Below are 20,377 nucleotides of genomic sequence, written 5' to 3'. Positions count from 1 at the left end.
ATCGGACAGGACTTTTCTAGTTGATGGAAGCAGGGCGCCGTGGCGCCCTGTATTGGGATCAGGAAAGCTTAGCTTCCGCAGCGGCAACGACGGCTTCCGCCGTGATACCAAAATGCTTGTAGACTTCCTTGGCCGGGCCGGAAGCGCCAAAGCCCTTCATGCCGATGAACGTGCCTTCCGGTCCGATGAAGGCATCCCAGCCTTCGCGGACGCCGGCTTCGACGGCGATCTTGACTGGCGAGTTGCCGAGGATTTCCGCCTTGTAGGCTTCGGGCTGTTCGAAGAACAATTCCGTCGAGGGAACCGAGACGACGCGGACCGTGATGCCCTTGGCTTCAAGCGCGGTGCGGGCGGCAACGGCGATTTCGACTTCAGATCCAGAAGCGAAGATCGTCACCTTGGCATCGGCAGAACCGGCCAGATTGTAGGCGCCGAGTTCGCAGAGGTTTTTCTCGCTGTATTCCAGGCGAGCGGCAACCATGTTCTGGCGGGTGAGGGCCAGACCCGACGGACGGTCCTTGGTCTTCAGCGCAATCTGCCAGCACTCGGCCGTTTCCGTGGCATCGGCCGGGCGGAACATCATCAGGTTCGGGATGGCGCGCAGCGAGGCCATCTGTTCCACCGGCTGGTGGGTCGGGCCGTCTTCGCCGACGCCGATCGAGTCATGCGTCAAAACGTGGATAACGCGAATGCCCATCAGCGACGCCAGGCGGATCGGCGGACGGCAATAGTCCGAGAAGATCATGAAGCCGCCGCCGTAAGGGATCAGGCCCCCGTGCAGAGCGATACCGTTCATGGCAGACGCCATCCCGTGTTCGCGGATGCCCCAGTGCATGTAGCGGCCGGCGAAATCCGTCGGCGTGATCGACACCATCTGGCTGGTCTTGGTGTTGTTCGATGGCGTCAGGTCGGCGGAGCCGCCGAGCGTTTCAGGCAGGAAGCCGTTGATGACCTCGAGCACGTCTTCCGACGCCTTGCGGGTCGCAACGGTCGGCTTCGTCTCGGCCAGCTTCTTCTTGTAGTCGCTGATGGCGGCGTCGAAGCCAGCCGGCAGGTCGCCGGCGAAGCGGCGGTTGAACTCGGCCTTCTTGGCTTCATCGGCTGCAGCGAGGCGCGACTGCCAGTCCTTCATATCGGGAACGGCACGCTTGCCGGCTTCGCGCCAGGCGTCGAGCACGTCGGCAGGAATGACGAAGGGCTCGGCATCCCAGTTGAGAGCCTTGCGGGTAGCCGCAATTTCCTCGGCGCCGAGCGGCGAACCGTGGACCTTGTGGGTGCCCTGCTTGTGCGGAGCGCCGAAGCCGATGATCGTCTTGCAGGCGATCAGGGTCGGACGGTCGGACTTCTGGGCTGCCTCGATCGCGGCAGAGATCTGGTCCGGCTCATGGCCGTCGACTTCGATGGTGTTCCAGTGAACAGCCTTGAAGCGGGCAATCTGGTCGGTCGAGTCCGACAGCGAAACGGCGCCGTCGATGGTGATCGAGTTGTTGTCCCAGAACAGGATGAGCTTGTTGAGCTTCAGGTGCCCGGCGAGCGCGATTGCCTCGTGGCTGATGCCTTCCATCAGGCAGCCGTCGCCGCACATCACGTAGGTGTGGTGATCCTGCAGCTCGGAGCCGAACTCGACGGCGAGCTTGCGTTCTGCAATCGCCATGCCGACGGCGTTGGCAATGCCCTGGCCGAGCGGACCGGTCGTGGTTTCGATGCCGGTGGCGTGACCGTATTCCGGGTGGCCGGCAGTCTTTGAGCCCAGCTGGCGGAAGTTCTTCAGATCCTCGATCGACATGTCTTCATAGCCGGTCAGATACAGAAGCGAGTATAGCAGCATAGAGCCGTGGCCGGCCGACAGCACGAAGCGGTCGCGGTTTGCCCAATGGGGCGATTTCGGATCGAATTTCAGGTATTTGGAGAAGAGTACGGTGGCGACGTCAGCCATGCCCATCGGCAGGCCGGGATGGCCGGAATTGGCCTTCTCAACGGCATCCATGGCAAGGAAACGGATCGCGTTTGCCATCCGGTCGTGTTTTTCGCGAGAGATCATGGTCGTTCCGCAAGGTTTGGGATGGTCTCGGTCTCGAGAGGGATGGACCACCGGTTGGAAGGCACAGCGAGGGAGGGATGCTTGGAACCCTGGATCGCAGTCTGCCTCAGGCGGCTGAGACATAGCAGTTGGGGCGAGCAAGTCAATAAATCCGGCGGCCAAACCCGGCCTCCGTCGCAAATATTTAACATTTGCCTTTTGTCTTGTACAAAAGACGACATGAGCCTGATAGGCTGCCGGAACTGAGGAAAGTCGCATGTCATCCACAGTTTAGCGGCCTTGCCGCATGCAGGCCTTTATTGACGGCCAGTTGCCGAGTTGAATACTGTGACAGATCAGGGCAATGCGCCACCATGGCGATTCGGAGCATTGTGCGTGGAACCGGGAAGACATGATGCCCACAGGCAAGACAGTGGACGCCGCCATCACGTCACTGCGTCAGGCGCTGGCAGCGCTGGATAATGCGGTCGACGTGCGTTTCGAACGGGAGCGCGAGCGAAGCGAGATCGACGCTGAGGTTCGCCGGACCCACGCCGACCGTTCACGGCTGGCACAGGAACTCGACCAGGCGGAATTTCGCGCCAACCGGCTGGAGGAGGTAAACCGCGAGGTTTCCCGCCGGCTGGTCACCGCCATGGAAACGATCAGGGCCGTACTCGATCGCTGACGCAGCGTCGCAGACAACCTTTGCCGTATCGGGCAAGACAGGACGGAATATCGCATGGCGCAGGTAACGGTAACGATCGACGGCAAGGCCTATCGCATGGCCTGCGAGGAGGGGCAGGAAGATCACCTGACGGATCTCGCCACACGGTTCGATCGCTATGTCAGCCACCTGAAGGAGCAGTTCGGCGAGATCGGCGATCTCCGGGTGACAGTCATGGCCGGCATCATGATCATGGACGAAGTGGCCGACCTGACGCGCAAGGTATCCGGGCTGGAGGCAGAACTCGACGCCTTGCGCGGTAACCGAGACACAGCGCTCGCCGCCAGTGCACAGACGGAAGAGGCGCTGGCCGGCGTTCTGGACGAAGTCGCCAGCAGCATTCGCGGCATCACCGAAAAACTGGTCGCCAAGCCGGGCGCGGAAGCGCACTGAGTTTAGATAGCATCGATTGCGAACCCTGGCATCTGAACATGACGGCGATAAAACCCTGAACGGCAAATCCGTAGAGGGTAGCGTTCGTCGATGACGTCGCCGAGCGTTAATTCTCGACCGATGGCACTGGTGCGCAAACCCAAAGCGCATTATATGTCGAATTGCGGTCTGCGCTTCCCGGCAGGTACCACAATCCCTGGGGCCATACTCGATCCAAAGGGAGCTGTCCCTGGCCAGGCCCGTGGGCTTGGACATATGGCGCCCACCTACGTTTGTAGGCACCCAGGATCGTAAAAAACCACCGGTCGTCGTGGATCGCACTTTCGCCTTCGGGCGGGTTTTACGCAATTTGCCTTGCGACTTCTGTCTCCGCGCCCGTCGCGCCCACTATAATCTTCCTTTTTTGAAGAGAATATTGTCGCCGATCAAGGCGCTGCGCCAAAAATGCCTGAATTCAGAGAGATGTGACGGCGACATGTCGTCGCCTTGAAAGAATCTGCGTACAACCGCCGAATAGAAATATTCGCGTTGACGTACATCTGCTAAGCGGGGCGCAGAAGTGACCCATTCAAACAGGTAAAGTATGTCGAGCCCGATCGATCTGGAACCAGCCGAAGACGACCTCGAGGAGCGCGGCTGGCTGGTCACGATGTTGCGCCGCTATCGCACGCAGCTGCTGGCGCTGGGCAGCGTCGTCGTCTTCGGCATGGTCGCCTACGCGATTTTCCACCTGACGACAGAAGTCCGGTACGACGATATCGTGCTCGCTTTGAGCGACACCTCTGCCCGTGCGATCCTGCTTGCGCTGCTGTTTACCGGCCTCAGCTTCTTCGCGCTGATCTTCTACGATACCAATGCGCTTGAATTCATAGACAAGAAGGTGCCGTTTCCGCATGTGGCGCTGACGGCGTTCAGTGCATACGCCGTCGGCAACACTGCCGGTTTCGGCGCATTGAGCGCAGGCGCGATCCGTTACCGCGCCTATTCGCGCATGGGGCTGACACCGGAAGACATCGGGCGCATCGTCGCCTTCGTGACGCTGTCGTTCGGCCTTGGCCTTGCCGCCGTCGGTTCGATCGCGCTGATGATTATTGCCGATGAAATGGGGCCGTTGATCAATGTCGACAGCCTCGTGCTGCGCGGCGTCGCCGGTGTCATCCTGGGCCTACTGGCGGTCTTGCTTTACATGGGCCGCGGCGGGCGGGTGATTTCCATCGGCAGCTTCACGCTGCGTCTGCCGGATTCGCGCACCTGGTCGCGCCAGTTCCTGGTCACCGCCTTCGATATCGCGGCGTCAGCGACTGTTCTCTACGTGCTGCTGCCGGAATCGTCGATCGGCTGGCCGACATTCCTCGCGGTCTATGCCATCGCCGTCGGCCTCGGCGTCCTCAGCCATGTCCCGGCCGGCCTTGGTGTCTTCGAGACCGTGATCGTCGCGTCGCTTGGCAGCGCCGTCAACGTCGATGCGGTGCTGGGCTCGCTGGTACTCTACCGGGTGATCTACCATGTGATCCCGCTGCTGCTTGCGATCATGGTCGTTGCGGTGACCGAACTGCGCCGCTTCGTCGACCATCCCGCTGCTTCCAGTGTGCGGCGTGTCGGCGGGCGGCTTATGCCGCAGTTGCTGTCGACCTTCGCGCTATTGCTGGGCGTCATGCTGATCTTTTCGAGCGTCACGCCGACGCCGGATGAAAACCTCGAGTTCCTGTCGGATTATCTTGCCCTGCCTGTGGTCGAAGGTGCACATTTCCTGTCGAGCCTCGTCGGCCTTGCCATGGTCGTCGCAGCCCGTGGCCTTGGCCAGCGCCTCGATGGCGCCTGGTGGGTTTCGGTGGGCTGCGCGGTTGCAGCGGTAACGCTGTCGCTGCTGAAGGCGATCGCGCTCGTCGAGGCGTCGTTCCTGCTGTTTTTCATTTTCGGCCTGTTCGTCAGCCGAAAGCTGTTCAACCGCCCGGCTTCGCTCGTCAACCAGGCGCTGACAGCCGGATGGCTGATGGCTATTGCGGTCATCTGCATCTGCGCCATTGTCATCCTGTTCTTCGTCTATCGCGACGTCGCCTACAGCAACCAGCTCTGGTGGCAGTTCGAGTTTGCCGACGAGGCGCCGCGTGGCCTGCGTGCCGTGCTCGGCCTTTGCATCGTTGCCTCCGGTATTGCCGCGTTCAGCCTGCTCCGTCCGGCGACCTCGCGACTGCTGCCGGTCTCGGACGACGATGTCGAGCGGGCCGTTGCCATTGTCGAAGCGCACGGCATCGCCGACGCCAATCTTGTGCGGATGCGCGACAAGAGCATAATGTTCTCCGAAAAGGGCGATGCCTTCATCATGTACGGCAAGCGCGGTCGCTCCTGGATCGCCCTGTTCGACCCGATCGGACCGCGGCACGCGCTGGCCGATCTCGTCTGGCGGTTTGTCGAATCCGCGCGTACGGCGGGCTGTCGGTCGGTATTCTACCAGATCTCGCCAGGGCTCCTGTCGCACTGCGCCGATGCCGGCATGCGGGCCTACAAGCTCGGCGAACTCGCCGTCGTCAATCTCAATACCTTCGAGCTGAAGGGCGGCAAGTGGGCCAATCTCCGCCAGACGGCAAGCCGTGCGGTGCGCGACGGGCTTGAATTCGCGGTCATCGAGCCGCAGGACGTAGGCGAGGTGCTGGACGAACTCGCGGCAGTCTCGAACGCCTGGCTGGAAGACCACAACGCCAAGGAAAAGGGCTTCTCCCTCGGCGCCTTCGATCCCGACTATATCCTGTCGCAGCCGGTCGGCGTTCTCAGGAAGGACGGCCGCATCGTTGCCTTTGCAAACATACTCGTGACGTCGACCCACGAAGAGGGCTCGATCGACCTGATGCGCTTTTCGCCCGACGCACCGAAGGGTTCCATGGACTTTCTCTTCGTCCAGATCCTCGAGCATCTTAGGAATGCCGGATTTCAGCGCTTTAACCTCGGGATGGCACCTCTATCCGGAATGTCGAAGCGTGAATCGGCGCCGGTCTGGGACCGGATCGGCGGCACGGTTTTCGAACACGGTGAACGGTTTTATAACTTCAAAGGGCTAAGAGCCTTCAAAGCAAAATTTCATCCCGACTGGCAGCCGCGCTATCTCGCGGTTTCAGGCGGGGTCAGTCCGATGATTGCGCTGATGGACGCGACGTTCCTGATCGGCGGCGGACTAAGAGGAGTCGTCAGGAAATGATCTTGAAATACGCAGCTTCCTTCGCAATGGCGGCCTTGCTCACGCTGGGTGTCGCCCACGCGGACGAGGTCAATAAGAAATACGACACCGGCATCATCCCGTCGCCGCACATCCTTGTGCCGACGGGCAAGGTAGTTGGCGAAGTCGTGCTGATCTCGGATATCGGTGGCTGGGGCGATAAGGAAAACGCCGTTGCACAGACGCTGCTGGCGAAGGGCTCGATGGTCATCGGGATCGACTATCCTTCCTTCCTGAAGGCACTCAACAATTACGATGTCAGCCAGAACGATGGCTGCATCTACATGGTTTCCGACATCGAGTCGCTGAGCCAGCAGGTACAGCGGTCTGTCGCCGACAGCGCCTACGAGCTGCCGATCATCGCCGGTGTTGGTGCTGGTGGCACCATGGCGCTGGCAATTGCCGCGCAGACACCGGACGCCACTGTGTCACAGACGCTGGCCGTCGATCCTGCCGCAGGCATCGCCCTCACCAAGGATCTCTGCACGCCTGCCGAAAAGGTCAAGACCGGCGACAACGTCGTCATCGGACTGATGGACGGCGTGCTGCCAAACCCGATCATTGCCAGCTTCACCCCGGCAGCGCCCAAGGATGGCCGCGACCATGTCGAGGCGATGCAGAAGGATCATCCGGAAATCGAAATCCGCGATTCCACGGACGACGCCACGACGACCCTCAGCAACACCCTGGTCGATCTGGTAAAGTCGCTGAGCGCCGAAAAGTCGCCGCTTGGCCTTCCCATCAACGTGCTTGAAACCAAGCCGACCGAGGACACGCTGGCGATCATCTATTCCGGCGACGGCGGATGGCGCGACATCGACAAGGAAGTCGGCTCCTACCTGCAGGATCAGGGCATTCCGGTGGTCGGCGTCGATACGCTGCATTATTTCTGGTCGGAGCGTAAGCCACAGGAAACTGCAGACGATCTGGGCCGCATCATCGATTACTACACCAAGCACTTCAATGTGCAGCACGTCGTGCTGATCGGTTACTCGTTCGGTGCCGACGTCATCCCGGCCAGCTACAATCTGCTGAAGCCGAAGGAACGCAGCCAGGTGGTGCAGATGTCGCTGCTGTCGCTGTCGCGCAAGGTCGACTATGTCATCTCGGTAATGGGCTGGCTCGGCGCTTCCAGCGAGGGCAAGGGCGGCGATCCGCTCAAGGACCTTAAGAAGATCAACCCGAAGATCGTGCAGTGCGTCTATGGCACGGATGACGACGAGGACGTTGCCTGCCCCGATCTGAAGGGCACCGGCGCCGAAGTCGTCGCCATGGCCGGCGGTCACCATTTCGACGACGATTACGAGACATTGTCGAAGACGATCATCGCCGGCGTCAAAAGCCGTCTCGGCGAATAGGGAACATCCCGCCGGGTCGTTGCTTGTCGCAGTGCCCCGGCAAGACTATCTAGCTTTGCATCTGACTGCGGCTGACGGTATCTGGGGCAATCTTCGACCTACGACGCCTGCGTCGGCCCGGTCGATCATCTGCCAACCGAAAGAGATACTCCTTGTCCGCTGATAACGTTTCCGTCTTCGATAAAAGCTACGCCGCCTTCCTGTTCGACATGGACGGGACGATCATGAACTCGATCGCCTCCGCAGAACGGGTCTGGGGCGCCTGGGCTGCGCGCCAGGGTCTGGATGTCGAGAAATTCATGCCCACCATGCACGGCGCCCGCGGTATCGATACGATCCGCAACCTCAATCTTCCCGGCGTAGATCCTGCTGTCGAAGCCGCTGCAATCGAGAGGGACGAGATCGCCGATGTCGCCGGCGTCGTGCCGATTTCCGGTGCCATCGATTTTCTGGCCTCGCTGCCTGCCGACCGCTGGGCCATCGTTACCTCGTCGCCGATTGCGCTTGCCAAGGCGCGGCTGGCGGAGGCGGGAATCCCGATGCCGCGTTTCATCGTGACTGCCGAGGACGTCAAGGTCGGCAAGCCCAATCCGCAGTGCTACATTCTGGGTGCCGAACGGCTGGGCGTGAGCGTCACCGAATGCCTGGTGTTCGAGGACGTGCCGGCTGGTATCAAGGCTGGCGAGGCGGCAGGCGCCGACGTCATGGTCATCACCGCGACGCATGGCCACCCGATGCAGACACCGCACACGACGATCCCCAATTATGATAGCGTCCGCGCCCGTATCGGCGCCAACGGAAAGCTGTCGGTGGTGCGCGCCTGAGGGGCGCAGCCACGCCCGGGCGTTGGCTTGCGGGATGGACGACATGGCTTCGAGTGAGATGAAAGCACAGGTTCGCAAGCAACGGCTGGCGGCTCGCGACGCGCTGCCGGCGGATTTGCGGGCGCAAAAAAGCGCCACCATGGTGCGGTGTGGTGATGCGGAAATCCGCTTCGAGCCGGGAGCGGTTATCGCCGGCTTCCTGCCCATCCGCTCCGAGGCGGACATCCGGCCGTTGCTCGATCAATTGCGATCGCGGGGCGCGCGCGTTTGCCTGCCCGTCGTCATCGACAGGCAAACGATCGTCTTTCGCGAACTGGCAGATGCCCGTTCGCTTGTTCCCGGTGCCTTCGGTACCCTCGGACCTGACGAGACCGCAGCGCTGCTGGAACCCGATATCCTGCTGGTGCCGCTATCGGCGTTCGACGCTAGCGGACGGCGGATTGGCTATGGTGGCGGCTATTATGACAGGGCGATTGCGCTTTTACGACGGAAAGGCCTCGCGCGGCGCCTGATCGGCATTGCATTCGATTGCCAAGAAGTGCCATCAGTACCCGCCGAGCCGCACGACGTTCCCCTTGACGCCATTCTGACCGAAAGCGGCCTTCGCATTTTCTGACCGGAGACCGACGTGGAATGAGACTGCTATTTCTGGGTGACATGGTTGGCAAGACCGGGCGCGTGAGTGTCTGGAACCGCCTGCCGGGGCTGGTGTCCGATCTCAAGCTCGATTTTGTCATCGTCAACGGCGAGAATGCGGCCGGCGGTTTCGGCATCACCGAAGAAATCTTCCTGGAAACCATCAATGCCGGCGCCGACGTGGTGACGACGGGCAATCATGTGTGGGACCAGAAGGAAGCGGTTTCCTTTGCAGGCCGACATGACCAGTTCCTGCGCCCGGCCAATTATCCGGCCGGAACGCCCGGACGCGGCTCCGGCCTCTACTATGCGCGCAATGGCGCCCGCGTGCTGGTCGCCAACATCATGGGCCGCGTGTTCATGCATCCCGAACTCGACGATCCCTTCAAGTCGGCCGAGGCCATCCTGGCTGCCTGCCCCCTGAAGGAGCAGGCCGACGCGATCGTCTTCGACTTCCATGCGGAGGCTACCAGCGAAAAGCAATGCTTCGGCCATTTCGTCGATGGCCGCGCGAGCTTCGTCGTCGGGACCCACACCCATGTGCCGACAGCCGATGCGCAGATCCTCAACGGCGGAACCGCCTACATGTCCGATGCTGGCATGTGTGGCGACTATGATTCCTCGCTGGGCATGGAAAAGGAAGAACCGCTCAACCGGTTCATTTCGAAGATGCCGAAAGGCCGCTTCGAGGCCGCATCCGGGCCGGCGACGATATGTGGGGTCGGCGTGGAAATCTCCGATTCGACCGGGCTGGCGGAAAATATAGCGCCGCTGCGGATCGGGCCTCGCCTGGCTGAGACCGTTCCCTCGTTCTGGAACTGACCCAAACAGATTTTGAAGTAGCCCGGGCTGTCCGTTGACGGCCCGGGCTATTCTCGTTCAGGCAAACGTCAGGTGGCGCTTGACGCCGACGTCCGGCATCTTGTCGTCGTCGAGATTGGCCTTGGCGATCTCCCAGCCGAATTTCAGCTTGCTGCCGGTCGAGATCCACAGTTCCGCGTCTTCGACATGCATCGCAAGCATCGTCAGGGTCGGGTCCTTCTTGCCGTCGTGATACCAGGCGGCGGTCACCGAACTCCAGTACTCGTCGATCTTCGCCTGGTCGGCGCGGACCTCGATCTTGCCGGCGAGGCTGGCATGGTAGTCGTGATCCTTGCCGACCACGCAGAAGCGGGCGCGTGCGCCGGTCTTGATGCTCTTGACGATATCTGCATCCGTCTTGGTGTAGAACCAGATGGTGTTTGTCGTCGGATCGGCGTGCGGCGCCATTGGCTGCATGTGCATGTCGATGCCGTCGATACCCAGCATGCCGGCGTGCACCGCATCGATCTGCTCCCACAACTGCTTTGCCGGATGTTCCTGTGCTTCGCTGAAGCTGGCCATGGCCAATCCTTTCGATTTGATAATGCGTCCTGAAACGTGAGGTGGGCCACCTTTGTTCCTTCAGTCAACCTCCGGCGTGGCAGGGCTTTTCGCTTGAATGCCGGTGGCTTCGCACCTATAAGGCGCCATTCATATCAAAAGACTGAGCAGGGGTGCCATGGCTGGCCATTCACAGTTTAAAAACATCATGCATCGCAAGGGTCGCCAGGATTCCGTGCGGTCGAAAATGTTCTCCAAGCTGGCGCGCGAAATCACCGTCGCCGCCAAGGCCGGACTGCCCGACCCGACGATGAACGCCGCCCTGCGTCTCGCTATCCAGAACGCCAAGGCGCAGTCGATGCCGAAGGACAACATCGACCGTGCGATCAAGAAGGCATCGGGTAGCGAAGGCGAAAACTACGAGCAGATCCGCTACGAAGGTTACGGCCCCGGCGGCACTGCAGTGATCGTCGAAGCGTTGACCGACAACCGCAACCGCACCGCCTCGAACGTTCGCTCGACCTTCACCAAGGCCGGCGGTACGCTTGGCGAAACAGGCTCGGTTTCCTTCTCCTTCGACCACGTTGGCGAAATCACCTACAAGCTCGCGGTCGGCGATGCAGACAAGGTGATGGAAGCGGCAATCGAGGCCGGCGCCGACGACGTGACTACCGATGATGAAGGCCACACGATCATCTGCGGCTTCGAAGCGCTGAACGAGGTCTCCAAGGCGCTGGAAGCAACGCTGGGCGAGGCGGAAACTGTCAAGATCGTCTGGAAGGCGCAAAACACAGTGCCGGTCGACGAGGAAAAGGCAGTTTCGGTGATGAAACTGATCGACAGCCTCGAGGACGACGACGACGTCCAGTCCGTCTATTCGAACTTCGAGGTTTCCGACGAGGTCATGGCCAAGCTGTCGGCCTGACGTTTTAGCGGGCTACCGAGTTGATACACCCACCACCCGCTTCTGCGGAAGGTGGGTGTTTCTGTTTTGAGGCCAGGTCCGTTGTGGCAAGCTGGAGAAGTGGCCAAACCGTCGTCCATGCCCGCAGCCTCAGCGGCGGCGGTGCAGGATGTGGATCTCGGCGGTCTTGCGTCGCACCGGATCTGTCAGCGTGAAATTGCCCAGCCTGTTGTCCATCTCGCCCGCCTCGGAGGCGAGGCGATGGATTGCGGCGGTCGTTTCTTCCACCATGGCGGCGTTCTGCTGTGTCATGGCGTCGAGATCGGTGACGGCAAGGTTGATCTGCCGAAGTGTCTCCGCTTCCTCGTGTGTCGAGCGCATGATTTCGCGGATCTGAACGTTGATGTTCTCGACATGGGTGCTGATGCCGTCGAGTGCGACGCCGGCGCGTTCGACCAGCGCTACGCCGTTTTCGACTTCCCCGGTCGATTTCGCCAGCAGGCCGGCAATTTCCTTGGCGGCGCTGGACGAGCGCTGTGCCAGTTCCCGCACTTCGTGGGCGACGACTGCAAAGCCTTTGCCAGCTTCACCCGCACGAGCCGCTTCGACGCCGGCATTGAGCGCCAGAAGATTGGTCTGGAAGGCAATGCCATCGATGACGCTGATGATCTGGTTCATCTGTCGCGACGAGCCCTGGATGGCTTCCATGGCGGCGATCGTCTCGCGCATGATGCGACCCGACCCTTGCGTTTCGGCCTGTGCGTCGCGTGCTATGCGCTCGGCCTGCTCCGCACGGGTGATCTGCACACGGACGGCATCGGTGATGGCGCCGACTGCACTTGCGGTCTCGGTGATCGAGGCCGCCTGGCGTTCTGTGCGGCCCGCAAGTTCGGTTGCGCCGCCGCGCATTTCCTCAGAGCCGGAATGGACGGCCATGGAGTTGCCGCCGATCGCCGTCATGGTGTCGCTGAGCGTTGCCAGGGCCTTGTTGAAATTGACGCGCAGGCCTTCGAGTTCGGCGGGGAAGGCGGTATCGAAGCGGTAGGCGAGATCGCCGGCAGCCAGATGATGCAGACCCTCGTCCAGGTTTTCGACGACATCCTGCAGCACGCGGGCTTCCGCCTCGCGCTCCGTCAGCCTTGCCTGGCGCTCGGCTGCCGCATTTTTCTGAGCCTCGGCGCTGGCAGCCTCCAGCAGGCGCTGGTCAATGAGCGACTGGCGGAAGCGTGCAAGGGCCTTCGCCATCGTGCCGATCTCGTCGTTGCGATCCTGACTGCCGATCTCGTTGTCCAGCTTGCCATCCGCGACATCGCGAGTAACCGCGGCCAGACGGGCCAGCGGCGCAAAGAGAAGCTTCATCACAAGGCCGGTTGCCAGCGCCACGAGGATGAGTACGCCGAGGCCGATGAGTGTCAACAACTTGGCAATCGCGATCGAGCCGGCATTGAGTTCGCTTTTCAGAAGGCTCTCGACAATCAGGAAATGCTTGCCGCCAAACGCGATCGGGCGGGCATAGGCGCGCGCCTCACCATCGGGACGCATGAGGTCAGCAACGCTGATATCGTTGCCGGCCAATGCCTCGGCAGCAAAACCATAAGCGGCGCCATCGACAGCTACGAGGTGTCCGGCTTCGTCGACGCCGATAACCGAACCGTCTTCCGAAACGACGACCGACCTCGCCGTGCTCGTGGCCGGGTTGCCCTTGGACAGGATGGAGGCGAGGATATCGTCGCGCACCTGGAAAATCATCACGCCCTTGGGTGCGCCAAGCTTGAGGATGGGGACGGCAAAGTAGACGGCGCCCTTCTGGGTCGCGGGGTCTACACGCAGGCCGGAAAAGGCGCTCGGGGCGGTGTCGTTGGTTGCCTTGGCGACGTTTGCGACAGCATCTGCGTAGGTTTTCCCGAGGCTCGATGCGACCCAGGCCGGGCTCTTGAGGTTTTCTGCGAAGGCGGGGCCCTTCTTGTAGGAATAGATCACCGCGCCATCCATGTCGGCAATCAGCAGGTCGCTGAAAGGCGAGCCCTGGAGGTCGCGGCCGATTTCCGTCTGGGCAGTCTCGTGGCTGGAGTAATAGAACCCGCTGGGGCCGACGGGCTTCAGAAGCTTTTCACGCTGGTCGGCCGGATTGGGGTTCTGGCTGACGAATACTCTCTGTAATTCCGCACGCGCGTCGCCGGAGGTCTTCTCGATGGTTTTCCAGCCGCTTCTAAGGCTGGTGATTGTCATCTGTACCGCCTCGATGCGGGCAATCGAATCCGCCTGGGTGCCGATCTGCTGCAACTGGTCCTGCAGCATGTCGCCGCGGAAAACCAGGACGCTCTTCTTTGCCTCGAGCGCCTGATCGTCCGAAAGCCTGTTGCTGGCGATATAGGCGAGGCCGTCTAGAACGGCGACGGAGAGGAGCGTCAGCAGCAGGAAGGTGGCGATCACCTTGAAGGACAGCGACTGGAACCGGCGAGACATGGCGTAACCTCTAGACTCTCGTTTCGTCGATAGCGCGAAACGATGTGCAGCGAAAAAGTTGTCAAGATGTAAACTGGGGTGCGGCCGCAGCCGAACCACCTGCGAAGGCAATATCCGGGAAGAGTCGGCAAAATGGCTTAATCGCACGTAAAGACGCGTGATGAATTATCTTGATGTTTTCGCTTTGTTCACATTTTTCTGGCACATGGTTGCCATGAACGGTAGGTTGACGACCATGCAGAACACGATTCGTATCATCGGCATAGATCCAGGCCTGCGCCGCATGGGCTGGGGCATCATCGACGTGCTCGGAAACTCCCTGCGGTTTGTCGCATCGGGCACAGTGCTGTCCGATGGCGACATGGACCTGGCGTCGCGGCTCTGCCAGCTGCATGACGGGCTGTCTGATGTGGTGCACACTCACCAGCCGCATGAAGCCGCGGTGGAGCAGACTTTCGTTAACAAGGATGCTGTCGCAACGCTCAAGCTCGGCCAGGCACGCGGCATCGCCATGCTGGTGCCGGCACGGGCGGGGCTCGCGGTCGCCGAATATGCTCCGAACGCGGTCAAGAAAGCGGTCATCGGGGTCGGCCACGGCGAAAAGCAGCAGATCCACATGATGCTGAAGATCCTGATGCCGAAGGCGGAGTTCAAGGGCAACGATGCCGCCGATGCGCTGGCCATCGCCATATGCCATGCGCATAATCGTGGTGGCAACCGCATGCGACAGGCCTTGCTGGCCGCCGGATAGCGTTTTGATACGTCACCACCACCAAAACCTGACGGATATCCCATGATCGGCAAACTCAAAGGCACCATCGAGGAAATCGGCGAGGACTACGCGCTCGTCGATGTTCACGGCGTTTGCTATGTCGCCTATTGCTCCAGCCGGACGCTGGCAAGGTTAGGCGGCGTCGGCGAGGCCTGCGTGCTGTTCATCGAAACCTATGTGCGCGAAGACCAGCTGAAGCTGTTTGGTTTCCTCACAGTGCTGGAGCGGGAGTGGTTCATTCTGCTGCAGAGCGTCCAGGGCGTCGGGGCGAAGGTGGCGCTGGCGGTGCTGTCGACGCTGACGACCTCGGAGCTTGCCAACGCCATTGCCCTGCAGGACAAGACCGTCATTTCGCGAGCACCCGGTGTCGGCCCGAAGGTTGCAATGCGGATGGTACTGGAATTGAAGAACAAGGCTCCGGCGTTTGCAGGCGAGGCGCTGAACATGGGCCTCAAGCAGGAGATCGGCGAGGGCGTTGCTGCAGCGCCTGTGTCGGATGCCGTGTCGGCCCTTACCAATCTCGGTTACTCGCGCGACCAGGCCGCCAACGCCGTTGCCGCCGCCATGAAGACGGCGGGCGAGGGTGCCGACAGCGCCAAGCTCATCAGGCTGGGGCTGAGGGAGTTGTCGAAGTGAGAATTCCTTGCGGCCCCCGAAACTCCTTGCTATCGCTGGAAAGTAAGGAGATGCTGCCAATGAAGATTTACTATGGAACGATAACATCAAAGGGGCAAACTACCGTGCCATCAGAAGTTCGTGACATACTGAATTTGGAGCCCGGGGACAAAATTCGCTATGTCCACCAGGATGGCAAAATCTTTATCAAGGCTAAAAACAAACGTGCTGTCGATCTTCTGGGCAAGTTCTACGACCCGGATCGGCTTCCGATCCCCGTGGACGAAATGAAACGTGCCGTTGGCGAGGCTATTTTCGACCATATTGTTGGAACGCAATGATCGGTCTGGATACAAACATCTTGCTTCGCGTCTTCTTGAAAGACGATGTGGCGCAAAGCGCTAAGGTCGCTGAACTGTTTGCGCGTCTCGGTGAAATAGGTCCCGGATATATAAGCTGTATCACGCTTATGGAATTCGCTTGGTTTTTGCGACAGCGTATCAAGCTCACGAGAGAGCAGATCGCTGACGGAATTGCGGATCTGCTGGATTCGGAAGACATAATTCTGGAAGACGAAGAAGCTGTCGAAGAGGTTCTTGACGTAATGAGCCGCTCGCAGGCTGAATTTGCAGACGCGTTCATTGCCGTCCGCAATCGCAATGCCGGGTGTAGCGCAACCTTCACATTCGACGAGCGCGCCGCCAAGACGATCGAGGGAATGGAACTGCTCGCATGACCGAACCCGCCCGCCTGATCACGCCCGAGAAGCGTGGCGAAGACCTGGATACGACGCTGCGGCCGCAGTCGCTCGACGAGTTCACGGGCCAGGCGGATGCCCGCGCCAACCTGAAAGTTTTCATCGAGGCGGCGAAGAACCGGGGCGAGGCGCTGGATCACGTGCTGTTCGTCGGTCCGCCCGGTCTCGGCAAGACGACGCTGGCGCAGATCATGGCCAAGGAGCTCGGCGTCAATTTCCGCTCGACTTCAGGGCCGGTCATTGCCAAGGCCGGCGACCTGGCAGCACTTCTGACCAATCTCGAGGACCGCGATGTCCTGTTCATCGACGAAATTCACAGGCTGAGCCCTGCAGTCGAGGAAATCCTCTATCCGGCGATGGAGGATTTCCAGCTGGACCTGATCATCGGCGAGGGCCCAGCGGCGCGTTCCGTGAAAATCGACCTGGCAAAATTCACGCTGGTCGCCGCCACCACTCGGCTCGGTCTGCTGACGACACCGTTGCGCGACCGGTTTGGCATCCCCGTGCGGCTCAACTTCTACACGGTCGAGGAGCTGGAACTGATCGTCCGGCGTGGCGCAAGGCTGATGGGTCTGCCGATTGCCGATGACGGTGCGCGGGAGATTGCCCGCCGCGCGCGCGGGACACCGCGTATCGCAGGCCGGCTTTTGCGCCGCGTTCGCGATTTCGCCGAGGTGGCGCGGGCGGAATCAGTCACGCGGCAGATTGCCGACGAGGCGCTGACGCGGCTGCTCGTCGATAATCTCGGGCTCGATCAGCTCGACAAGCGCTACCTCAACATGATCGCCGTTAACTTCGGTGGCGGACCGGTGGGTATCGAGACCATCGCAGCCGGCTTGTCCGAGCCGCGCGATGCCATCGAGGATATCATTGAGCCCTACATGATCCAGCAGGGTTTCATCCAGCGCACGCCCCGTGGCCGCGTGCTGACACCGACCGCCTGGCGGCATCTGGATCTGCAGCCGCCGAAAGACCTGGAAGCGGCGCAGTTCCGGCTGTTCCAGGAAGAGGAGTGATCGCCCGTTCAGGGAACAACGAGCCCGGCATCTGCATTTGGGAGGCTTCGAGAGGAGCATCGCAATGCACAAATTTCGCGTGGGGTCCAAGGTCGAGTGGAAGTGGGGCAAGGGAACGGGCACCGGCAAGGTGACGGAGAGTTTCACCGACGATGTGGAGAAAACTATCGAGGGGTCGGTGATCAAGCGCAAGGCCAGCGCCGAAGAGCCAGCTTATCTCATCGAACAGGAAGACGGCGGGCGTGTCCTGAAAAGCCACTCCGAAATCAAGGCTGCTTCCTGAGATCGGACGGCTACAAGCCTGCGCCGCTGACGAAACGACTATCCCCGCTTGGACACCGTGGCCGGAACCGCCTCGGTGGCATGCGGCAGTCCCTGCGCCAGCGAGGCAACCGTCTTTTCCAGCAGGGCCCTGCCGCCGCCGCGCCAGCCCAGTGCTGCGATCTTGGATGTGTCCATCTCGCTGATGATGTTGCCCGGTGCTCGGGCCGGCAGCGGGTGAGGGCTGCCGGTGACGCGCTGGAGAATGGCGAGGATCTCGTGGGTTTCCGTCAGGACGTCGGAGACATTGAAGACTTCATTGGCAATGCGGGCGGTGTCGGTTTCGAGCATGAGACGGACAGCCTGTCCGACGTCGCGTCCGTGAACCTCGGTACCAGCGCGCGACGGGACAGGCTTGCCGGCGAGGTAGTTGCTGAAGATGTCGGTCCACTTGTTGGGCCGGAGATCGCCATAGACGCCGGTCAGGCGGAGGCTTGCGGCGGCAAAGCCGGGGGCATTGATCGCGGAAAGCGCGCGCTCGGCATTCAGCTTGACGCGGCCATAGAGCGTATTCGGGTTGGCCTCCGAGGTTTCAAAAAGCACCTCGCTGGCGGAGCGATCGCCATAGACGGCGCGCGTCGACAGGAAGACACAGCGGCGGATTCCGGCGCGCTGGGCAGTCTCGAACAGTTTGACGCTTCCATCGAGATTGAGCCTCTGGAAGGCTGCGGGGTCGTCGCCTTCACCACCACGATAACGGCCAGCGACATGATGGAAGCCGGCGTGGACGAAGAAATAGGCGTCGTCGAAGGCGTGACCCTGGTCTGCGTTCGGATCGAGCCGCAGCGGAACGAAGCTGACGGGCTTTGAAAACAGGCCGGGCTCCGGCTGATGCCGGCCGCCGACAGCGACCGAATAGCCATGGGAAAGAAGATCCTCGACGATATAGCGACCGACGAGGCCCGTCCCACCCGCTACCAAAACTTTCATGTCGTCACTTTCGGGTTTGCCAGCGCAGCAATGTCCGGAATGTCCAGATCCTGATGGAATCGCTGCCAGAGATCGATCAGCGGTGCCAGTCTGTCAGCCTTGGGATGATTCGTCTCCCAGGGCTTTTCATATTGGTAGTGCAGGATCGAAATACTCTTCCAGTCCCAAAGCAAGGGCATGGTAAACCACACATATTGCAGCATGTTCATATAAACGGGCAGGCCGTGCCAATCCGGGAAAAAGGTCTCGAGGAAGGTCTGGTCGGTGCGCTTCCAGAAGACCTCCGGCTGGTCGAGACTATCGATCATCGCATCGAAGGTTTGCAGCGACGGCCTGGCAACGAAGACGCCCGAATTCAGCCTTTGAAAGTCTGCCAGTCCCTCGTAGACATTCGGCGCAGCGGAGAATTCCGGGTAATCGAACAGCTTGTCGATCGGCTTTAGCACTAGGGCATCGGCATCGATGAAGACGCAAGCTTCGTATTCCACCAGCTGCCAAAGTCGCAGCTTGCAGAAATTGTCGAGCGGTGAGTGGAAGGACGGCTTGCGACCCTTGGTAAAGGGAGCGGCCGAATGCAGGGCGGTGCGGCCATGGCGCGCATTGAACGCGTCGGAGAGCGGCAGATGGTCCACGGGTACCAGCCGGCATCCGAGCGACACTAACGGCGCAAGATCGTCGGAGCTGGCTCCGGCGGTGTGCAGCACGACGATGTCGGCTTTCGTGCCGGTTCGCCTTATAGAGCGGACGAGTGCCGCCGCGCCCATGGCGTAATCGGCATTGGTGACGAGCGTGACGTAGGCTCTCGTCGCGCGGGGGGAGGCGTTCACGAAACCGACTTCAGCCGCTTGCCTTCCGGATCGTGGTTGAGCTTGGCCGCAAGGTCCTTTGTCCATGCCGAAACAGCCGGCACCCGAGCGCGGTCGACGCGGTAGGCGTATTTGCGGGCAACATCGACGATCTCGCCGAGCAGGCCGGTTTTCAAGGTTGTTGGCTCGAGGCCGAGACCGAGGAATTTCTCGTTCCTGACGACGAGGTCGTTCTCGGGCGCTTCCTTGCGCGGATTGGGCAGCCAGGCGATCTCGGCCCCGGTCATGCCGGCAATCATCTCGGCAAGGTCGCGGACGCGGTGCGTCTCGGTCATCTGGTTGAAGATCTCCACCTTGGAATTGCGCGACGGCGGGTTTTTCAAGGCGATCTCGATGCAGCGGACCGAATCCTGGATGTGGATGAAGGCGCGCGTCTGGCCGCCGGTACCATGCACCGTCAGGGGGTAGCCGATCGCCGCCTGGATGAGGAAGCGGTTGAGCACGGTGCCGTAGTCGCCGTCATAGTCGAAGCGGTTGATCAGCTGCTCGTGCCGCCGTGTCTGCTCCGTGTGCGTGCCCCAGACGATGCCTTGGTGGAGGTCGGTGATCCTCAGGCCGTCGTTCTTGGCGTAGAACTGGAACAGCAGCTGATCCAGGCACTTTGTCATGTGGTAGATTGAGCCCGGATTGGCCGGGTAGAGAATTTCCTGGCTGACTGTACGGCCGTCGACCGTCTCGATGCCGACCGGCAGGTAGCCTTCCGGAATAGCGGCGCCGACCGTTGAATAGCCGTAGACTCCCATCGTGCCCAAGTGCACGAGGTGGGTGTCGAGGTTCAGCTCCGTCAGCGCGTTCAGGAGATTGTGGGTAGCGCTGACATTGTTGTTGACGGTGTAGTTCTTGTGCCGGTCGCTCTTCATCGAGTAGGGGGCGGCACGCTGCTCGGCGAAATGCACGATGGCATCCGGGCGGTGCTCGGCGAGCCAGTTCTTTAAAAGCTCGTAGTCCTTGGCAAGGTCGATCAGGTTGAAGTGAATGCGGCGACCTGTCTCTGCGTGCCAGATCCGGGTGCGTTCCTGGATGCTGTCCATAGGGGTCAGGGACTGTACGCCGAGCTCTGTGTCGATCCAGCGGCGGGAGAGGTTATCGAGGATATGAACGTCGTGACCGGCATCGGACAGATGCAGCGATGTTGGCCATCCGATAAATCCATCGCCGCCCATGATCGCAATTTTCATCACATCGTCTCCTTGCTGGCC

20 protein-coding genes and 1 other RNA gene are annotated in these 20,377 nt (G+C 61.0%); 15 read left to right on the top strand and 6 right to left on the bottom strand.

The window, feature by feature from the left end; all coding sequences use genetic code 11:
* Positions 1 to 58: 58 nt before the first annotated feature.
* Positions 59 to 2,041, bottom strand: a complete 1,983-nt coding sequence (gene tkt / locus J5274_RS17610; protein ID WP_142830681.1) for a transketolase — start codon at positions 2,039 to 2,041, stop codon at positions 59 to 61.
* Between the two features lie 391 nt (positions 2,042 to 2,432).
* On the opposite strand from tkt, the gene J5274_RS17605 reads away from it, so the two are divergent.
* The 8 genes from J5274_RS17605 to J5274_RS17570 all read left to right on the top strand — a co-directional run bounded on the left by J5274_RS17605 (position 2,433) and on the right by J5274_RS17570 (position 9,991).
* Positions 2,433 to 2,708 (top strand): DUF4164 domain-containing protein, encoded by a 276-nt coding sequence (locus J5274_RS17605; RefSeq protein WP_111222393.1) that lies wholly within the window; start codon positions 2,433 to 2,435, stop codon positions 2,706 to 2,708.
* Positions 2,709 to 2,762: 54 nt separating this feature from the next.
* Positions 2,763 to 3,140 (top strand): cell division protein ZapA, encoded by a 378-nt coding sequence (locus J5274_RS17600; RefSeq protein ID WP_142830682.1) that lies wholly within the window; start codon positions 2,763 to 2,765, stop codon positions 3,138 to 3,140.
* A gap of 162 nt (positions 3,141 to 3,302) precedes the next feature.
* Positions 3,303 to 3,461, top strand: a non-coding RNA gene (gene ssrS, locus J5274_RS17595) — 6S RNA.
* Between the two features lie 328 nt (positions 3,462 to 3,789).
* Positions 3,790 to 6,333, top strand: a complete 2,544-nt coding sequence (gene mprF / locus J5274_RS17590) for a bifunctional lysylphosphatidylglycerol flippase/synthetase MprF (protein WP_224127976.1) — start codon at positions 3,790 to 3,792, stop codon at positions 6,331 to 6,333.
* Positions 6,330 to 7,709, top strand: a complete 1,380-nt coding sequence (locus J5274_RS17585) for a virulence factor (RefSeq protein WP_142830684.1) — start codon at positions 6,330 to 6,332, stop codon at positions 7,707 to 7,709. The genes mprF and J5274_RS17585 overlap by 4 nt, the downstream gene beginning before the upstream one ends.
* A gap of 152 nt (positions 7,710 to 7,861) precedes the next feature.
* Positions 7,862 to 8,533: an HAD-IA family hydrolase gene (locus tag J5274_RS17580; protein ID WP_142830685.1), complete on the top strand. Its 672-nt coding sequence runs from the start codon at positions 7,862 to 7,864 to the stop codon at positions 8,531 to 8,533.
* A gap of 43 nt (positions 8,534 to 8,576) precedes the next feature.
* Positions 8,577 to 9,149 carry a 5-formyltetrahydrofolate cyclo-ligase gene (locus J5274_RS17575; protein ID WP_142830686.1) on the top strand — a complete coding sequence of 191 codons (573 nt, stop codon included), beginning with the start codon at positions 8,577 to 8,579 and terminating at the stop codon, positions 9,147 to 9,149.
* 17 nt (positions 9,150 to 9,166) lie between these two features.
* Positions 9,167 to 9,991 carry a YmdB family metallophosphoesterase gene (locus tag J5274_RS17570; RefSeq protein ID WP_142830687.1) on the top strand — a complete coding sequence of 275 codons (825 nt, stop codon included), beginning with the start codon at positions 9,167 to 9,169 and terminating at the stop codon, positions 9,989 to 9,991.
* A gap of 57 nt (positions 9,992 to 10,048) precedes the next feature.
* Here the strand turns inward: J5274_RS17570 and J5274_RS17565 are convergent, their stop codons facing one another.
* Positions 10,049 to 10,552, bottom strand: coding sequence for a pyridoxamine 5'-phosphate oxidase family protein (locus tag J5274_RS17565; protein ID WP_142830688.1), 504 nt, complete (start codon positions 10,550 to 10,552; stop codon positions 10,049 to 10,051).
* Between the two features lie 157 nt (positions 10,553 to 10,709).
* Here J5274_RS17565 and J5274_RS17560 point away from each other — a divergent pair, with 157 nt between their 5' ends.
* Positions 10,710 to 11,456, top strand: coding sequence for a YebC/PmpR family DNA-binding transcriptional regulator (locus J5274_RS17560; protein ID WP_142830689.1), 747 nt, complete (start codon positions 10,710 to 10,712; stop codon positions 11,454 to 11,456).
* A 129-nt stretch (positions 11,457 to 11,585) separates the two neighbouring features.
* Here the strand turns inward: J5274_RS17560 and J5274_RS17555 are convergent, their stop codons facing one another.
* Positions 11,586 to 13,901 (bottom strand): methyl-accepting chemotaxis protein, encoded by a 2,316-nt coding sequence (locus J5274_RS17555; RefSeq protein WP_143123195.1) that lies wholly within the window; start codon positions 13,899 to 13,901, stop codon positions 11,586 to 11,588.
* Positions 13,902 to 14,136: 235 nt separating this feature from the next.
* On the opposite strand from J5274_RS17555, the gene ruvC reads away from it, so the two are divergent.
* From ruvC to J5274_RS17525, 6 genes are all read left to right on the top strand, one after another.
* Entirely contained in the window at positions 14,137 to 14,652 is a 516-nt protein-coding gene (gene ruvC / locus J5274_RS17550) for a crossover junction endodeoxyribonuclease RuvC (protein ID WP_142830691.1), read from the top strand.
* Positions 14,653 to 14,694: 42 nt separating this feature from the next.
* Positions 14,695 to 15,309 carry a Holliday junction branch migration protein RuvA gene (gene ruvA / locus J5274_RS17545; RefSeq protein WP_142830692.1) on the top strand — a complete coding sequence of 205 codons (615 nt, stop codon included), beginning with the start codon at positions 14,695 to 14,697 and terminating at the stop codon, positions 15,307 to 15,309.
* A gap of 59 nt (positions 15,310 to 15,368) precedes the next feature.
* Complete coding sequence (locus J5274_RS17540) at positions 15,369 to 15,629, top strand: type II toxin-antitoxin system PrlF family antitoxin (RefSeq protein WP_219274700.1); 261 nt, start codon at positions 15,369 to 15,371, stop codon at positions 15,627 to 15,629.
* Positions 15,626 to 16,024 (top strand): PIN domain-containing protein, encoded by a 399-nt coding sequence (locus J5274_RS17535; RefSeq protein WP_142830694.1) that lies wholly within the window; start codon positions 15,626 to 15,628, stop codon positions 16,022 to 16,024. Before J5274_RS17540 ends, J5274_RS17535 begins: the two co-directional genes overlap by 4 nt.
* Positions 16,021 to 17,061: a Holliday junction branch migration DNA helicase RuvB gene (gene ruvB, locus J5274_RS17530; RefSeq protein ID WP_111222405.1), complete on the top strand. Its 1,041-nt coding sequence runs from the start codon at positions 16,021 to 16,023 to the stop codon at positions 17,059 to 17,061. Before J5274_RS17535 ends, ruvB begins: the two co-directional genes overlap by 4 nt.
* Positions 17,062 to 17,125: 64 nt before the next feature.
* Positions 17,126 to 17,344 carry a DUF2945 domain-containing protein gene (locus tag J5274_RS17525; RefSeq protein ID WP_142830695.1) on the top strand — a complete coding sequence of 73 codons (219 nt, stop codon included), beginning with the start codon at positions 17,126 to 17,128 and terminating at the stop codon, positions 17,342 to 17,344.
* Between the two features lie 38 nt (positions 17,345 to 17,382).
* On the opposite strand, the gene J5274_RS17520 is transcribed toward J5274_RS17525, so the two are convergent.
* From J5274_RS17520 to J5274_RS17510, 3 genes are read right to left on the bottom strand one after another with little or no spacing between them, the layout of a single operon-like run.
* Positions 17,383 to 18,312 (bottom strand): NAD(P)-dependent oxidoreductase, encoded by a 930-nt coding sequence (locus tag J5274_RS17520; protein ID WP_142830696.1) that lies wholly within the window; start codon positions 18,310 to 18,312, stop codon positions 17,383 to 17,385.
* Positions 18,309 to 19,139 (bottom strand): glycosyltransferase, encoded by an 831-nt coding sequence (locus J5274_RS17515; RefSeq protein WP_224127959.1) that lies wholly within the window; start codon positions 19,137 to 19,139, stop codon positions 18,309 to 18,311. Before J5274_RS17515 ends, J5274_RS17520 begins: the two co-directional genes overlap by 4 nt.
* A complete protein-coding gene (locus J5274_RS17510; protein ID WP_111222409.1) occupies positions 19,136 to 20,356 on the bottom strand; it encodes an NAD-dependent epimerase/dehydratase family protein in 1,221 nt (406 codons plus the stop codon). The genes J5274_RS17515 and J5274_RS17510 overlap by 4 nt, the downstream gene beginning before the upstream one ends.
* Positions 20,357 to 20,377: the final 21 nt, after the last annotated feature.

The sequence above is a fragment of the Rhizobium sp. L51/94 genome (genome assembly GCF_019355555.1).
Lineage (GTDB): Bacteria > Pseudomonadota > Alphaproteobacteria > Rhizobiales > Rhizobiaceae > Rhizobium > Rhizobium rhododendri.
The sequence above is the reverse complement of the archived record's forward strand: the minus strand, read 5'-3'. Positions and strand labels throughout refer to the sequence as shown.

Excerpts from the sequence above, each read along its gene's own strand:
- tkt (WP_142830681.1), bottom strand. The coding sequence starts at position 2,041 with ATGATCTCTCGCGAAAAACACGACCGGATGGCAAACGCGATCCGTTTC.
- J5274_RS17605 (WP_111222393.1), top strand. The coding sequence starts at position 2,433 with ATGATGCCCACAGGCAAGACAGTGGACGCCGCCATCACGTCACTGCGT.
- J5274_RS17600 (WP_142830682.1), top strand. The coding sequence starts at position 2,763 with ATGGCGCAGGTAACGGTAACGATCGACGGCAAGGCCTATCGCATGGCC.
- mprF (WP_224127976.1), top strand. The coding sequence starts at position 3,790 with ATGTTGCGCCGCTATCGCACGCAGCTGCTGGCGCTGGGCAGCGTCGTC.
- J5274_RS17585 (WP_142830684.1), top strand. The coding sequence starts at position 6,330 with ATGATCTTGAAATACGCAGCTTCCTTCGCAATGGCGGCCTTGCTCACG.
- J5274_RS17575 (WP_142830686.1), top strand. The coding sequence starts at position 8,577 with ATGGCTTCGAGTGAGATGAAAGCACAGGTTCGCAAGCAACGGCTGGCG.
- J5274_RS17570 (WP_142830687.1), top strand. The coding sequence starts at position 9,167 with ATGAGACTGCTATTTCTGGGTGACATGGTTGGCAAGACCGGGCGCGTG.
- J5274_RS17565 (WP_142830688.1), bottom strand. The coding sequence starts at position 10,552 with ATGGCCAGCTTCAGCGAAGCACAGGAACATCCGGCAAAGCAGTTGTGG.
- J5274_RS17560 (WP_142830689.1), top strand. The coding sequence starts at position 10,710 with ATGGCTGGCCATTCACAGTTTAAAAACATCATGCATCGCAAGGGTCGC.
- J5274_RS17555 (WP_143123195.1), bottom strand. The coding sequence starts at position 13,901 with ATGTCTCGCCGGTTCCAGTCGCTGTCCTTCAAGGTGATCGCCACCTTC.
- ruvC (WP_142830691.1), top strand. The coding sequence starts at position 14,137 with ATGCAGAACACGATTCGTATCATCGGCATAGATCCAGGCCTGCGCCGC.
- ruvA (WP_142830692.1), top strand. The coding sequence starts at position 14,695 with ATGATCGGCAAACTCAAAGGCACCATCGAGGAAATCGGCGAGGACTAC.
- J5274_RS17540 (WP_219274700.1), top strand. The coding sequence starts at position 15,369 with ATGAAGATTTACTATGGAACGATAACATCAAAGGGGCAAACTACCGTG.
- J5274_RS17535 (WP_142830694.1), top strand. The coding sequence starts at position 15,626 with ATGATCGGTCTGGATACAAACATCTTGCTTCGCGTCTTCTTGAAAGAC.
- ruvB (WP_111222405.1), top strand. The coding sequence starts at position 16,021 with ATGACCGAACCCGCCCGCCTGATCACGCCCGAGAAGCGTGGCGAAGAC.
- J5274_RS17525 (WP_142830695.1), top strand. The coding sequence starts at position 17,126 with ATGCACAAATTTCGCGTGGGGTCCAAGGTCGAGTGGAAGTGGGGCAAG.
- J5274_RS17520 (WP_142830696.1), bottom strand. The coding sequence starts at position 18,312 with ATGAAAGTTTTGGTAGCGGGTGGGACGGGCCTCGTCGGTCGCTATATC.
- J5274_RS17510 (WP_111222409.1), bottom strand. The coding sequence starts at position 20,356 with ATGAAAATTGCGATCATGGGCGGCGATGGATTTATCGGATGGCCAACA.